Origin of the sequence: Sphingobacterium puteale (genome assembly GCF_050986225.1) — a bacterium.
In the GTDB taxonomy this organism is placed as follows: domain Bacteria; phylum Bacteroidota; class Bacteroidia; order Sphingobacteriales; family Sphingobacteriaceae; genus Sphingobacterium; species Sphingobacterium puteale.
Window position 1 is genome coordinate 6,626,304 of sequence record NZ_CP158959.1, and the last position, 14,952, is coordinate 6,641,255.

The 14,952-nt window shown below is 40.3% G+C and carries 11 protein-coding genes; 7 read left to right on the top strand and 4 right to left on the bottom strand.

The features are described 5' to 3' along the window. The first annotated feature begins 3 nt into the window (after nucleotides 1–3). The 6 genes from ABTV71_RS27440 (at nucleotide 4) to ABTV71_RS27465 (ending at nucleotide 7,974) form a co-directional block, all read left to right on the top strand. Nucleotides 4–1,650, top strand: coding sequence for a UxaA family hydrolase (locus ABTV71_RS27440; RefSeq protein ID WP_121121052.1), 1,647 nt, complete (start codon nucleotides 4–6; stop codon nucleotides 1,648–1,650). 14 nt (nucleotides 1,651–1,664) lie between these two features. Continuing rightward, nucleotides 1,665–3,065, top strand: a complete 1,401-nt coding sequence (gene uxaC, locus ABTV71_RS27445; RefSeq protein WP_433901734.1) for a glucuronate isomerase — start codon at nucleotides 1,665–1,667, stop codon at nucleotides 3,063–3,065. Nucleotides 3,066–3,070: 5 nt separating this feature from the next. Then, nucleotides 3,071–4,096, top strand: coding sequence for a PfkB family carbohydrate kinase (locus ABTV71_RS27450; protein WP_433901735.1), 1,026 nt, complete (start codon nucleotides 3,071–3,073; stop codon nucleotides 4,094–4,096). After that, nucleotides 4,093–4,737, top strand: coding sequence for a bifunctional 4-hydroxy-2-oxoglutarate aldolase/2-dehydro-3-deoxy-phosphogluconate aldolase (locus ABTV71_RS27455; protein WP_433901736.1), 645 nt, complete (start codon nucleotides 4,093–4,095; stop codon nucleotides 4,735–4,737). Before ABTV71_RS27450 ends, ABTV71_RS27455 begins: the two co-directional genes overlap by 4 nt. 103 nt (nucleotides 4,738–4,840) lie before the next feature. After that, nucleotides 4,841–6,283, top strand: a complete 1,443-nt coding sequence (locus ABTV71_RS27460) for an MFS transporter (protein WP_394342578.1) — start codon at nucleotides 4,841–4,843, stop codon at nucleotides 6,281–6,283. Nucleotides 6,284–6,354: 71 nt separating this feature from the next. Then, the gene (locus ABTV71_RS27465; RefSeq protein WP_121121060.1) at nucleotides 6,355–7,974 is read left to right on the top strand and encodes an NADP-dependent glyceraldehyde-3-phosphate dehydrogenase; all 1,620 of its coding nucleotides are present in this window, start codon (nucleotides 6,355–6,357) and stop codon (nucleotides 7,972–7,974) included. Between the two features lie 176 nt (nucleotides 7,975–8,150). On the opposite strand, the gene ABTV71_RS27470 is transcribed toward ABTV71_RS27465, so the two are convergent. Further along, nucleotides 8,151–8,918, bottom strand: coding sequence for a rhamnogalacturonan acetylesterase (locus tag ABTV71_RS27470; protein WP_433901737.1), 768 nt, complete (start codon nucleotides 8,916–8,918; stop codon nucleotides 8,151–8,153). A gap of 218 nt (nucleotides 8,919–9,136) precedes the next feature. Here ABTV71_RS27470 and ABTV71_RS27475 point away from each other — a divergent pair, with 218 nt between their 5' ends. Beyond that, entirely contained in the window at nucleotides 9,137–10,147 is a 1,011-nt protein-coding gene (locus tag ABTV71_RS27475; protein WP_121121064.1) for a LacI family DNA-binding transcriptional regulator, read from the top strand. 61 nt (nucleotides 10,148–10,208) lie between these two features. Here ABTV71_RS27475 and ABTV71_RS27480 read toward each other — a convergent pair whose 3' ends face one another. From ABTV71_RS27480 to ABTV71_RS27490, 3 genes are all read right to left on the bottom strand, one after another. Beyond that, entirely contained in the window at nucleotides 10,209–12,632 is a 2,424-nt protein-coding gene (locus ABTV71_RS27480) for a TonB-dependent receptor domain-containing protein (protein WP_121121066.1), read from the bottom strand. Between the two features lie 145 nt (nucleotides 12,633–12,777). Beyond that, nucleotides 12,778–14,448 carry a PspC domain-containing protein gene (locus ABTV71_RS27485; protein ID WP_121121068.1) on the bottom strand — a complete coding sequence of 557 codons (1,671 nt, stop codon included), beginning with the start codon at nucleotides 14,446–14,448 and terminating at the stop codon, nucleotides 12,778–12,780. Next, nucleotides 14,441–14,812, bottom strand: coding sequence for a PadR family transcriptional regulator (locus tag ABTV71_RS27490; protein ID WP_104383543.1), 372 nt, complete (start codon nucleotides 14,810–14,812; stop codon nucleotides 14,441–14,443). The genes ABTV71_RS27485 and ABTV71_RS27490 overlap by 8 nt, the downstream gene beginning before the upstream one ends. Nucleotides 14,813–14,952 lie beyond the last annotated feature (140 nt).

Consider the following 14,952-nt stretch of genomic DNA (forward strand, 5'->3'; position numbering starts at 1 on the left):
CAAATGAAAAACAACGTATTAAAGATACATCCCAAAGACAACGTTTTGGTCGCATTACAAGATCTCAAAAAAGGTGATGTGATTTCATTTGAGGATATACATTATATTCTACAAGAAGATATTCCGGCCAAGCATAAATTTTTTATGCAGGACATGCACTTTGGTGACGAAATCTACATGTATGGTGTACTCGTTGGAAAGGCTCAATTTGATATTCCTCAGGGAAGCATTATGAATACAGACAACACCAAACATGCAGTAGAGCCTTATCATTTCAGACCTTCAAACTATCACTGGGAAAAGCCTGATGTTTCAAAGTTTGAAGGGAGAACTTTCAATGGCTATCTTCGCCCGGACGGCCGTGTTGGAACCGCAAATTACTGGCTATTTATCCCAACTGTATTCTGCGAGAACCGAAATCTTGATGTTATCAAAGAGGCGCTGTATAATGAGCTTGGCTATTCAGTCACTGCAAAATACAAGAACTTCACCCATCAGCTGTTAAAAGCCTATGAAAAAGGTGAAACGTTAGACCTGTCCTCACTAGAACAGCTTAACACGATTACCGAACAGTCTGACCGTGTATTCAAGCACGTGGATGGCATCAAATTTTTGAACCATCAGGGTGGCTGTGGCGGAATTCGACAAGATGCGGCCATCTTGAGCAAATTGCTTGCGGCCTACGCCGACCATCCGAATGTCGCAGGCATTACGGTATTGAGTCTAGGCTGCCAAAATTTACAGCTGAATGATCTAGTCAACGACATTAAGCTACGTAATCCAAATTTTGATAAACCCTTGTACTTGTTTGAACAGCAACAATCAAAAAGTGAGGAGCAATTGCTGAAGGAGGCGATACTGCAAACTTTTATTGGGCTGACAGAAATTAATAAACTCGGTAGACAGCCAGTACCATTGAGCAAATTGACCTTAGGTGTAAAATGCGGTGGCAGTGATGGATTCAGCGGCATTTCAGCCAATCCTGCCGTAGGTTACACCGCCGACCTATTGGTTGCTCTTGGCGGAAAAGTACTATTGGCCGAATTTCCGGAACTATGTGGTGCCGAGCAAAACCTAATAGACCGTACTATAGATCCAAACGCCGCCAATAAATTTATTGACCTTATGACTGCCTACAGCAATGCCGCAGAGGCTGTTGGTTCGGGGTTTTATATGAACCCATCCCCAGGCAATATCCGTGATGGGCTTATCACGGATGCTATAAAAAGTAATGGTGCCGCAAAAAAAGGTGGAACCTCACCTGTTGTAGATGTCCTGGACTATACCGAGGAAGCGACAAAGCCCGGTCTTAACTTAGTCTGTACGCCCGGAAACGATGTGGAAGCAACAACTGGAAAAGCAGCGGCGGGCGCAACACTCATTCTGTTTACAACAGGCTTGGGTACCCCTACAGGTAATCCAATATGTCCGGTCATCAAAGTAGCAACAAATAATGTATTAGCCACCAAAATGGCCGACATCATCGATATCAATACCGGTCCTATTATAGATGGAGATAAATCTATCCAGGCCATGGGAGAGGATATTTTAGAATATTGTATCAAAGCAGCTAGTGGCGAAATAACACCTAAAGCTGTCCAATTAAACCAAGACGATTTCATACCTTGGAAAAGAGGTGTGAGTTTATAAAAATAGGATATTGTATGAAAGCTTTTTTAGACGACAACTTTTTATTAAACACAAAAACAGCCGAAGAGCTGTATCACAACTATTCAAAGCATTTGCCGATTATTGATTATCACAATCACTTGATTCCGGAACAGATCGCTAATAATGTCAAATTTGACAACATTAGCCAAGTGTGGCTGCATGGCGACCATTATAAATGGCGGGCCATGCGCGCCAATGGTATCAATGAACGCTATATTACGGGTGATGCTTCGGATGAAGAAAAATTTATCAAATGGGCGGAAACTGTTCCTTATACATTGCGCAACCCATTACACCACTGGACACACCTTGAATTGCAACGTTACTTTGGCATCACAGATTTGCTGTCTCCAAAAACGGCAGCCAAGATATACGCTGATACAGGTGCCTTATTACAACAAGATAGCCATTCGGTTCGCGGATTATTGAAAATGATGAATGTTGAGGTCGTTTGTACCACCGACGATCCGATCGATAGTCTCGAGTTTCACCAACAATTCGCCAAGGAGAAAGAATCGTTCAAGATGCTTCCCGCCTTTCGTCCTGATAAAGCCATGAACTCGGACGATATCATTGCGTTGAATCAATACATCGATAAACTGGAAGAGGTCAGCGATATTCAAATCAATAGTCTTGGAGATTACTTGAAGGCATTAAAAGCAAGACATGATTTCTTTGCAGCCAACGGATGCAAAGTGTCGGATCACGGCCTGGAACAAATCTATGCAGAAGACTATACCGAACAGGAAATCGTGACGATCTTTGATAAAATTCGTACAAAAAAGGAAATCTCCTTGGCCGAAAATCTGAAATTCAAATCTGCAATGCTGATTTATTTTGCAGAATGGGATCATGAAAAAGGCTGGGTTCAGCAATACCACTTAGGTGCATTACGCAACAATAATGCCCGTATGCATCGCTTGATCGGACCAGATACAGGCTGGGACTCCATCGGAGATTTTAGCCAGGCACGTGCATTGTCAAATTTTTTGAATAAATTAGACAATCAAGATAAGCTAACCAAGACCATCTTGTATAATCTCAATCCGGCGGACAATGAACTTATTGCGACTATGATCGGGAATTTCAACGATGGTTCTATCAAGGGAAAAATCCAGTTCGGCTCTGCCTGGTGGTTTTTAGACCAAAAAGATGGTATGACAAAACAAATCAATACATTGTCGAATATGGGTTTATTAAGCCGTCTTGTTGGTATGTTGACCGACTCCAGAAGCTTCCTGTCATTCCCGAGACATGAATATTTCAGAAGATTATTGTGTGACATCTTTGGGCAGGACATCGAAAAGGGCGAGATACCGAATGATATCGAATGGATAGGGAAAATCATAACAGATATCAGCTATAATAACGCGAAAGAATATTTTGAATTTTAATGAATATGCAGGGTAAAGTTTTAAGCTTTGGAGAATTGTTGTTACGGATCTGTCCCGACATCGAACAAGATTGGATTGAACAACACCAGCTGCCTTTCTACGTGGGGGGAGCAGAACTGAATGTCGCCACAGCCTTAGCATTGTGGAATGTACCATCATCCTATTTATCCGCAATTCCTCAAAACGCCATCTGTGAAGGTATTAACAACTACCTAAAAAACAAAAACATAGACACCTCGACTATGCTGTGGACCGGCGAGAGATTAGGGATTTATTATCTCCCAAAAGGGAAAGATCTAAAAAATGCCGGTGTCATCTATGATCGTGCGAATTCTTCATTTGCAAACCTCAAAGCTGGCAGCATTGATTGGGAAGAGATTTTTGCTGATGTCAAATGGTTTCATTTTTCAGCGATCTGTCCTGCTATTAGTCAAGATATTGCTGATCTATGCCAGGAAGCAGTTATAAAAGCACAGGAAAAAGGCATTTTTGTATCATTGGACCTTAACTACCGCGCAAAGCTTTGGAAATATGGGAAAGCACCGAAAGAAATTATGCCTAAAATTGCCCAAAATTGCAATTTAATCATGGGGAATATCTGGGCTGCACATCAAATGCTCGGCACGCAGCTAGACGAGAAATTCCGAACTTCTTCTTCGGGGTATCAGGAAGAAGACTTACTGGCACAGGCAGATCGTACAAGCAAAGAGATCATTTCCGTGAATCCGATTTGTCAATATGTGGCCAATACCTTTCGTTTTGACCATCAAAGCAAAGGTATCAAGTATTATACCACATTGTTTGACAAAGACAGCCTGATTAAATCAACGGAATATACAGCCGAAGAAATTTTGGATAAGGTGGGTAGCGGCGATTGCTTTATGGCAGGCTTGATTTACGGCTTATACTCCAACCTTTCTCCCAAAGAGACCCTGGAGTTTGCAACACTTGCCGCATTTGATAAACTGTTTATCGCCAGCGATGCGACAACAAGTACAGTGGAAGATATAAAAAATAGAATGATAGCATGAATTTGAAAGAAATTGTATTAGATAAAATCCTTGAACAAGGGATACTTCCTTTGTTCTTCCATCACGATAAGGCCGAAAGTATAGCTATTCTGCGAACCTTATACCAAGCCGGTATACGTGTCTTTGAATTTACAAACCGTGGTCCCGAAGCATTAACAGTTTTTGAGAGTTTAATTGCCGCAAGAAACCTTGACATGCCTGACCTTTATTTGGGTATAGGCACCATCAAATCGGTTGAGGAAGCGCAACAATTTCTGCAAATCGGTGCCGATTTTATTGTCTCTCCGATTGTAAATCCTTTGGTGGGGTCGCTTGTTCATGAGCAGCATAAATTATGGATTCCGGGATGTATGACCCCAACAGAAGTCTATACAGCGCAACAGCAACAAGCAGCACTTATAAAATTGTTCCCTGCAAATATACTGGGGCCAACATTTATGTCATCTATCCGGGACCTTTTTAAAGGTCAGAAATTTATGCCTACGGGGGGTGTAGAAATCGAAATGGAAAACTTAAAAGCTTGGTTCAACTCCGGTGTATGCGCAGTAGGGATGGGCAGTAAGTTAATTGATCCTAAAGACACTGGCAACTTATTTGAGAACACTAAAAAGGCACTTGACTTCGTCTCGAAAGCACGATAACAGTAAAATCCCTCTGGTACCAGCTTTAAAAAGCAAATACGGAGGGATCTTATTAGCGTGAAAAAACAGACGCTTACACTAAAAATAAACTATTAAACCCATTATGATCAACACGGAGAAAAAGGGTAATTACCGTTGGGTAATATGCTCCCTACTATTTTTTGCTACTACAATCAATTACCTGGACCGCCAGGTGCTATCCCTGACCTGGAAGGATTTTATTAGCCCCGAATTTCATTGGACAAATACGGACTATGGTAACATTACGGCCCTGTTTTCAATCTTTTATGCCATCAGTATGCTGTTTGCAGGTCGCTTTGTGGATTGGATGGATACAAAAAAAGGTTTTCTATGGGCAATTGGAATCTGGTCCTTTGGCGCAATACTGCATGCCTTCTGTGGTATAGCGACGTCAGGAATTGTTGCTGGTGAATGGTTCGTTGGTTTCGAAGGCGCAAAAGAGGCAATTTCTCATGTCAACAACGTGGGGTTAGTAATCAGTGTCAGTGTCAATCTATTTATCTTTGCCCGCTTTGTTCTTGCGGTCGGAGAGGCGGGGAATTTTCCTGCAGCGATTAAAGCCACTGCGGAATATTTTCCGAAAAAAGACCGTGCCCTCTCAACGAGTATCTTCAATTCAGGTGCAACTATTGGCGCCTTGGCAGCTCCCTTAACCATTCCTGTAATCGCCGCGCATTGGGGCTGGGAAATGTCTTTCATCATCATCGGTGCATTAGGATTTGTCTGGATGGGTTTTTGGATGTTTCTCTATAAAAAGCCAAATGAAAACCCAAAAGTCAATGCGGCCGAGCTGGCTTATATCAATCAAGATGACCATGAACAGCAGATCACACCTACTGGCGATACCAAACTTCCAAGAACGACCATTTCTGAATGCTTAAAATATAAGCAAACCTGGGCATTCGTCTTTGGAAAATTTATGACTGACGGAGTCTGGTGGTTTTTCTTATTCTGGATGCCGGCTTATCTTTCTGCCGTCTACGACATAAAATCATCGGATACAGAAGGACAGCTCGCAATTTTTGTGCTTTATGCAATTACCATGTTGTCTATTTATGGTGGATGGCTACCAACCTATTTTGTTGACAAAAAAGGAATGAACGCTTACGAAGGGCGCATGAAAGCCATGCTGTTGTTTGCTTTTGTGCCATTGGTCGTACTCTTTGCACAGCCTCTGGGACATATCTCCTATTGGATACCTGTCATTCTTATCGGTTTCGCCGGAGCCGCACACCAGTCCTGGTCCGCCAATATCTTTTCGACTGTTGGAGACTCTTTTCCAAAGCGCTCCATTGCAACCGTTACCGGAATTGGGGGGCTCGCGGGAGGTGTAGGAGCCTTTATTATCAACAAAACATCAGGATGGCTATTTGATTATGCCAAAGAAACCCAGATGACTTTTATGGGCTTCAAAGGCGAGGAAGCAGGTTATTTCATTATCTTTTCCTTCTGTGCCATTGCCTATTTAATTGCATGGGTCGTAATGAAAACACTAGTTCCTAAACTTATTTTAATAAAAAATTAACATATATTGCAAAATTTATATTATATTAGCAATATCTTTATAAATATCAATCTAAACCATTTTTAAAAACAATGAGCTTAAACTTAGAAGGTATCTTCTACGAGGAGAAAGACATTCCCGCAGAATTTACGCTCGACGAACAGGTCGATCAAAGAGAGTTCCTTTCCAATGGAGAAATGATTTCTTGGACGGGTCAAGTAAACGAAGTTTTTTCACCTATTTGTGTGAAGACTAAGGATGGCTTGAAACGTAAGCGCATCGGTAGTTTCCCTGTTTGTACAGAAAAAGAGTCCATGGAAGCCTTAGACGCTGCTGTAAAAGCATACGACAATGGCCGTGGAGAATGGCCGACAATGAGCGTTGCCGATCGTATTACTTGTGTTGAAAATTTCACACAAAAGATGATTGCCAAGAAGGACATTGTCGTCAAGCTTATTATGTGGGAAATTGGCAAATCCTACGCTGACTCCGTGAAAGAATTTGATCGTACGGTAGAATACATCTATGCGACGATCGATGCACTGAAAGATATAGACCGCGATTCTTCACGTTTTCAAATCGAACAGGGTATCGTTGCCCAAATCCGAAGATCTCCATTAGGAGTCGTACTCTGTATGGGGCCATTCAATTATCCGTTGAATGAGACCTTTACGACATTGATTCCCGCATTGATCATGGGGAATACCATGTTATTCAAACCACCTAAACATGGTACATTATTACACTATCCTTTATTAGAAGCTTTTAAAACAAGTTTCCCTAAAGGTGTTGTCAATACGATCTATGGCCGTGGCAATAAAATTGTCCCTAGTCTAATGCAATCGGGAAAGATCAATGTATTAACGCTAATCGGTTCAAGCCGTGTAGCTGACGAACTTAAAAAATTGCATCCAAAAGTGAATCGCCTCCGTGCAATTCTTGGTTTGGACGCAAAAAATGCAGCAATCATTACCAAAGATGCAGATTTAAATCTAGCAGTTTCTGAAACAGTATTGGGTTCACTTTCATTCAATGGTCAGCGTTGCACGGCACTTAAAATTATCTATGTGCACCGTAGCTTGGCACAAGAGTTCCTGAAACGTCTCTCTGCTGAAGTTGCTAAATTGAAATATGGAATGCCATGGGAAAAGGGAGTATCTTTGACTCCGCTTCCTGAAGTCAATAAACCGGCATATTTGACTGAATGCATTGAAGATGCAAAAGCATACGGTGCGAAAGTAGTGAATGAGAACGGTGGCCAAGTCGCTGAATCATTCTTCTATCCGGCGATTGTTTATCCTGTCAATTCACAGATGAAACTTTATAGAGAGGAGCAGTTTGGCCCGGTTATCCCAGTCGTTCCTTTTGATGACCTGGAAGAACCTATCGAATACTTAATCGGATCTTCGCATGGACAACAGGTAAGTATTTTCAGCAATAATGCAGCTGTTGTTTCATCGCTTATTGATCCACTGGTCAATCAAGTGAGCCGTGTAAACATCAATTGTCAATGCCAACGCGGCCCGGATACTTTCCCTTTCACAGGTAGAAAGGACAGTGCTGAAGGAACGTTGTCAGTAGTCGATGCCTTGCGTTCATTCTCCATACGTTCTTTAGTGGCGACAAAATTCACTGAGGAAAACAAAAAACTATTAAATGACATCGTAAGTGAAAATGAATCAAATTTCTTAAGCACGAAATATATCTTCTAGTATACGGATGATACAAAAAAGCGACATCGAGATTATCGATGTCGCTTTTTGTATTCATTTTTTCAGAAATTCTCAAATACTTTTCATATCCACTGCATCTTTTTACGACAGCCGTCCCTCTGTCAATCAAATTGATTTGAGTCTATGCTTCTTCCTGATTTTATAACGTCCTAAAGTTACTTCAGAATCAGATTGTCTTGAATAGGTAACTGTAAATCGCGAATCCCCTCGGCAATGAGTCTTGCCACTTCTTTAGCACCAAAAGTATTCAGATGCGTATCATCTTTCTTTCCCTGTGGATAATTCTTTTCACCGCTGTTCACATGCAAAAACAATTTCTTACTGTCCTCTACTCCGTAGGACATGACAAGTTTTGTTGTCTTATCCTCCATGTCAATCAAAGGAGTTTGCATATCCCTAGCAACCTTACGGATAATTGCAGGATATGTTCCATGGGTTTTCACGAGCACGTCATTTTCAAATTTACGCCGTACTATCGGTGTCAAAAGAATCGGAATACCGCCCTTCTCTCTTGTTTGATTGATATAGAAAGTCAAATTCTGTTCGAACTCTTCCAACGAAGTTCCCACAGCAGGTTTATGGATCTTTTCATCATTATGTCCAAACTGAATGAACACATAATCTCCTAGACGAAGGTTTTCAAAAATAGGCTTCCAATGATTTACAGCACTTCCATCTTTGCCCACATCATGTTTAAAGGATTTGGAACTACGCCCATTTAATGCACGGTTATCGACCTTCACCTGTTGATTGAACATCTTTGCAAAGGCCATTCCCCAACCAGTTTCTGGAAAGGTATGGCTGTCTTTATCCGCAGCTGTAGAGTCGCCAATTATATAGATTGTGCGGACTTGTTCTCGCTGTAAAGCCAAGAGAAAAATTATCATCACACAGCCCGAAATAAGTGTACCGATTTTTTTCATATTTTTAGGTATTTAAATAAAATGATTAAATTACTTTTGCACGAACTGCATGGATATTTATTTGGTTATCCTATAATCAAGTTTACAAAGTATATTTCACTTGTTAATGCCAGTATCATTAATAAAGTTGTGCAAACGTTGCCGATAACGTTTGCACAGGGGATTTAATTAGGTTTTGTAATTTTTTTTGATTAATATTATAGTCTATTTTGCCGATTATGAAATTCGAAAACTATACAATCAAAGACATTGCTAAAGCGCTTAATTTATCAACTTCTACCATCTCCAGAGCATTAAGAGATAGTTATGAAATAAGTCCTGAAACAAAAAAAGTTGTATTGGAATATGCCGAAAAAATCAATTATCGTGCTAATCCCATTGCGAGGAGCTTAAAGGAACGTCGAAGCCACTCCATTGGTATCATTGTCAGTGAAATAGCCAATAATTTCTTCTCCCAAGTCATCAACGGCGTCGAATCTATTGCTTATGACAAAAATTTTCAGATCATTATTTCACAGACACATGAGTCTTCGGAAAGGGAACGGCTTAATGTGGAGTACCTAACATCCAGAGGCATAGATGGCCTACTGATTGCATTGTCTTCAGAAACCGAGGACATTTCCTATCTCCATCAATTAAAAGAACGTGGATTTCCAATTGTATTTTTTGATCGAATCCCAAAACAGTTTAACACGTACAAGGTCGTGGTCAACAATCAGCAAGGGGCCTACGATGCGACCCAGCATCTTATAAAACTCGGAAACAAGAAAATCGCGCATCTGACAAGCTCAAAATCCTTGTCCATAACAAGAGATCGCTTAGAAGGATATAAAAAGGCATTACTGGCAAATCATATCGATTTTGCCCCGAATCTTGTCAAATATTCTCAATATGGGGGTCTGCATTTAGACGAAATTGAAAAAGCGATCGAAGAGCTTATCCAAATTGGTTTTGATGCCATTTTTATCTCTGGAGACAAATTGACCACGGGATACCTTCATGTTACAAAAAAAAGAAATTTCGGCGCCGCTAGCAATATCGCTATTGCCGGATTTACAAATTCTAATGTTGTCGAACTATTTTCGTCCAAAGTCACAGCAATCAGACAACCTGCTTTCGAAATGGGGAAAATTGCTACCGAACTGCTGATCAAACTGATAGAAGCCAAATATCCTATTACAGAATTTGAGACCCGTGTATTACCCACCGAACTGATCACCAATGATTAAATAAAAAGCCGTAAAAACAAGAAATTCTTACGGCTTTATACAATTAATTAACGAACAGTAATTATTGCGCTCTTTCTTTCTCTTCGTTGCTTGTATCTTTCTTACGGTAATTATTTTTAAGGTTACCAAATTTGTATGAATAGGTCAGCCGTATAACCCGACGATCTTGACGTTGCCTGATCTGAGAATCAAATTGACCAAAAGTAGTGACCAGGTTTTGATTGCCAGTATTGAATAGATCACTCACCGCCAATTTTAAGGAACTACGCTGATCTTTAAATGTTTTGGTCGCTCCCACTTCCATGTCCCATCTTCCCTCTAAGTCATACACACTGTATTTAAAAGGTGAAAAATAGCGTAAATTAACATTAGCCGTAAGACTCTTACTTAATTTTAGATTATGCATGGAATTCGCTTGAAGGAGAAATGATTTCCTTTTGATCGGAATGCCTGAAATCATACCATCAAAATCAAAGTAGATTCCAGTGATATTATTATTCATGCTCCAGATCTTCAATACCGTAATGGGAATATTTAGATTTAAATAAGAGGTTAAATTCCGACCTAAATTCTCCCGCACAACCCAAGTCTTATCTCTGACGGAGTCCTGTCCCATGCTTTCTACAATTGCGTCTTTCACATCATTGACACCCAATGTCACATTATAACGCTGCAACAAGGTATAATTCAATGTGAATTCATTGGAAAATTGGGGATTTAGATACGGATTTCCGCGCTCAAAGGTCAACTTGTCAATATAATAATCAAATGGATTCAGTTGACGATAATTAGGACGGGTCACTTTTCTGGTGTAACCTATAGACAATATATGATTCTCATTTAGCGAATAGGTCAAATTAGCGTTGGGGAAAAGTTGAAAATAATCACGTTTCACACGCTTGCTCTTTGTTAATGAGTTTCCATCTGACATCGTATACTCTCCCCGCACACCAGCTTTTAAACTCCATTTTCCAATGCTTGTATTATAATCGAGATAGCCCGCCACTATTTGCTCCTTATAGACAAAATGATTTGTACGTGTCGTATCATTTATCCAGGAGCTATTCTGTAGGGAGTCTTTCTGCAACATTTCAAAAAGCAGATCATTATCAGACTTTACATTCGAATATTTCCCCCCCATCTCAAGCTTGGATTTTTTTGATAAGGGATGTTCGTAATCGAACTTTGCAACATAGATATCGATACCGATTGGCATTCCACTGCGTTCATTTTCCAACGGGGAAACTGGCTTCATACCGGCATCAAAATATTCATTGCGATAGGTGACACGTTTATTGCTCCTAAATTTGCTCCAGTCCAAATCAACAGTCAGTTTCCGTCCATTGGAATCTATCTTAAACTCATTATTCAGATTAGCGGAGTAGCGGTCAAACAATTCTTTGAAAGAGGACGATGAGCTTAATATCGTATCATAAGCGGATACGGTAGTACCTATATTCGTCCTACTGTCATTGTCATTGTATTCGGTATTATTTGACCCATTGAATTGCAGTGTTAATGTATTTCTTGAAGATGTCTTTTGTTCAACGCCAAAACGGTAGGAATGATTGCGTTCATCTTCATCCAATATTGATTTTTGATTGAAATATTTCTTTTTACCATCATTCTGTATAACCCGGTCTATATACAGCTTACGGTAAGACTTTTCATCCGAATAAGCATAGGAACCAAACAGTGTTGTATTATTCTTTTTGTAATTTAATGAAAGGGAACTATTTCCCTTGAATTTTTCACCGCTTCCTGCCGTCAGGTTAAAGGTCCCGTTAAATCCTTCCATACGATTCTTCTTAAGGACGATGTTGATTGTTCCTACAGCCCCTTCAGCATCATCCTTAGCGGATCGTGTCGTAATCACTTCAACGGATTTAATCTGATTACCATCCGTGCTTTTTAAAAAGCTCAAAAGTTGCTCACCGGACATATAGGTTTGTCGTCCATCAATGGTAACGGCCACCCCCGATTGTCCCATCAATTGCAAATTATTGTTGTTGTCCAAGCTAACACCGGGCGCACGCTGCACGATATCCAGTGCATTGTTGCCGGCAGCCAATGGAGAATTCTCTACATTTAGGATCAACTTACCGGGCTTACTCTCGACCATAGGACGTTTACCTTCCACGGTAACTTCCTCTAATTTTCTGTTATCCGCGATCAACTCGATCACAGCAGGAGAGTAATCGGACTTATCGATAGCAAAAGAGCTACTTCGGTTTGAAGTATATCCCACCATCTTTGCTTCAACGAGATAATTTCCGGGCCCCACGTCCGTGAATTGATATTCTCCGTACTCATTGGTGACTACCGCCTTTAAGACAACAGCAGAATTAGCTTTCATTAGGTAGGCCGTTGCTAAAGGCAGCGGCAAATGATCTGCCGAGTGCACTTTCCCAGTAACTTTCACTTGCGCATGGGCAAAGGAGACAATTAAAAAATTTACCAGTAAGAAGTAAAAATATTTTTTCATTATTAGGATAATCTTGTTTAACGTAATGAAACTTCAAAAGGGCCATCGTCATCTTGTTACAAGTTGACCTCAGCGCTAAATGGCATCATCATGGTATTGGCTTGTATGATCTGTCTTCCGCCCGGTTGAAGCGGAAGACAGCTTATTATTTATTTTTTATTTGAACGGACACGCCATCTTTTTTCGCGTTGATGATGGTATCCCGACGGATCACAATGGAAGTATCGGCAATAACAACTTCATTACGGTCAGAATCTTCTCCCTCCTCTTCATCTGATTTTTTTGGAGGCAAAGCACATTTAACACCGAGCGAAGTCACAATAAATTCCACATCCTTGACATCCCTTAAATCTTTATTATAGCGGTCGCGGCAATCGTAAAATGAAATATCGCGCAATTTACCTTCCAAATTATCATTGATCACCAATTTTGTTCCGACAGGCAAAAACAGAGTAACATTCACTTCCTGATCACGGTAGCGTTCACCTTCGCTCAATTGAAAAGCACTGTCAAAAATCAACGCAGCAGTATCTTGCTTCAGTGCATAATTGATCTTTGCAGCTCTATCTGTAGCCATCTTATAGGTACTGCCTTTTGCAGAATATTCATAACGTACATAAGGTGCCTGCAAAGAGTCAATACGTTCTATGCGGATCCGGATATCCCGTTTCAGATAGGACGAAAGATTCTCGCTTTTTATTCCGATACCAGTTTTCACTCCATTTTTTAAACGGATAACCCGAACATCATTTTCACTTAAAAAGTATACAGGCTGTCTTTGTAAAGGTTTTTCTTCGACAATCGTACTCGACTCCCTAAATTCTTTTGCAACCGAGGTTGAATAATAGATAATGGCTCCTATAGATGCCAACCACACCAAGAAAAGTGTTGTTGTCAAATAGTTATTCATCGGTTTCTTTTCGAAGAGCACACGTAAAAGCAGGTAAAATAACCCTGCTAGCGGAATGAATATGGACAAAAAGCCCGCAATCAAGGCAAATGGCACATCACTGGGATCCATTAAATAAAACGGTCCGGAATCGTCCATCACATCAGGAATCACGTTTACAATAGCTAATGCAAAGAATATCAGCCCGATAATCAATCCGATAAGCGTTATCCCGACAAGGATGACAAAAAAGACACCGATAGCTTTCACGATGATTTGCAATAGCTTTGTCACCCCATCTCCTGTACGATCCAGTCCACGTGAAAAGGTATCTCTCACACCACTCATTTCTTCATCAAAAGAGCGCTTAAAATTCTGGATATTAGGCGCTTCACCACGCATCTCCATTTTGTCCGCTCTTGTAATCGCTGGCGGCATCACGATCCAAAGTATCACATAAACCAATAGTCCCGATCCACCGATTATGACAAAAAGTGCAAAAAGTAACCTTACCCATTTGGATTCAATTCCAAAAAAATGGCCAAGACCACTACAGACTCCACTGAAAACGCGATCGTCGGGATCCCGCATTAATTTCTTACCGACCTTAAAACCATTGGTATTCGGTTCATGCCGAAAGGAGCTATAGTCATCCTGATCTTCCGACTCAAAGTCACTAACCCTCCCCATTTGATCAATAACTGCATTTACATCTTCCATATTGAGCACCTCTTTACTGCCCGCCTGGATCTTCTCTGTAAACATCTCTGAAATACGGTTCTCAATATCCTGCAAAATCTCACGGCTGTCTTCCGACTGACCAAAATGCTTCTGTATATCAATCATGTACGACCGCAGTACCTCATAAGCATCCTCCTCAATATGGAAGACGATGCTATTTATGTTGATAATTATTGTCTTATTCATCGCTATTGTCTTTAACTGGTTTAGTTGAATCATTGTTTCTACCCACCAATGATGTGTTTACAGCAAACACCAATTCATTCCAGGTAATGTCCAATCTTGAAAGGACATCAAGTCCTTCTTGGGTAATTTCATAATATTTTCTAGGCGGACCTGAAGTCGATTCCTTCCATATATAACTCAACAAGCCATTATTTTTTAGACGTGTTAAAAGCGGATATAAGGTTCCTTCCACAACCAACAATTGAGCTTTCTTCAGTTCGCTGATAATATCGGAGGCATAAATTTCTCCTCGAGAAATTATGGATAGGATACAATATTCAAGTATCCCCTTCCTCATTTGGATTTGTGTATTTTCAGCTATCATAACAATACAAAGATATATGTATTTTATGGTACCATGCAATACATAGTACCATATAAAACAAAAAAATATATTAACAGACTGATTATTAGGCAAATAATTTTTTAAAATTATTTACATTTCACTTCTATCAAGAAATTTTT

What these genes read in the sequence shown, in the direction of transcription:
- ABTV71_RS27440 (WP_121121052.1), top strand. Translation starts at nt 4, where the DNA reads ATGAAAAACAACGTATTAAAGATACATCCCAAAGACAACGTTTTGGTC.
- uxaC (WP_433901734.1), top strand. Translation starts at nt 1,665, where the DNA reads ATGAAAGCTTTTTTAGACGACAACTTTTTATTAAACACAAAAACAGCC.
- ABTV71_RS27450 (WP_433901735.1), top strand. Translation starts at nt 3,071, where the DNA reads ATGCAGGGTAAAGTTTTAAGCTTTGGAGAATTGTTGTTACGGATCTGT.
- ABTV71_RS27455 (WP_433901736.1), top strand. Translation starts at nt 4,093, where the DNA reads ATGAATTTGAAAGAAATTGTATTAGATAAAATCCTTGAACAAGGGATA.
- ABTV71_RS27460 (WP_394342578.1), top strand. Translation starts at nt 4,841, where the DNA reads ATGATCAACACGGAGAAAAAGGGTAATTACCGTTGGGTAATATGCTCC.
- ABTV71_RS27465 (WP_121121060.1), top strand. Translation starts at nt 6,355, where the DNA reads ATGAGCTTAAACTTAGAAGGTATCTTCTACGAGGAGAAAGACATTCCC.
- ABTV71_RS27470 (WP_433901737.1), bottom strand. Translation starts at nt 8,918, where the DNA reads ATGAAAAAAATCGGTACACTTATTTCGGGCTGTGTGATGATAATTTTT.
- ABTV71_RS27475 (WP_121121064.1), top strand. Translation starts at nt 9,137, where the DNA reads ATGAAATTCGAAAACTATACAATCAAAGACATTGCTAAAGCGCTTAAT.
- ABTV71_RS27480 (WP_121121066.1), bottom strand. Translation starts at nt 12,632, where the DNA reads ATGAAAAAATATTTTTACTTCTTACTGGTAAATTTTTTAATTGTCTCC.
- ABTV71_RS27485 (WP_121121068.1), bottom strand. Translation starts at nt 14,448, where the DNA reads ATGAATAAGACAATAATTATCAACATAAATAGCATCGTCTTCCATATT.
- ABTV71_RS27490 (WP_104383543.1), bottom strand. Translation starts at nt 14,812, where the DNA reads ATGATAGCTGAAAATACACAAATCCAAATGAGGAAGGGGATACTTGAA.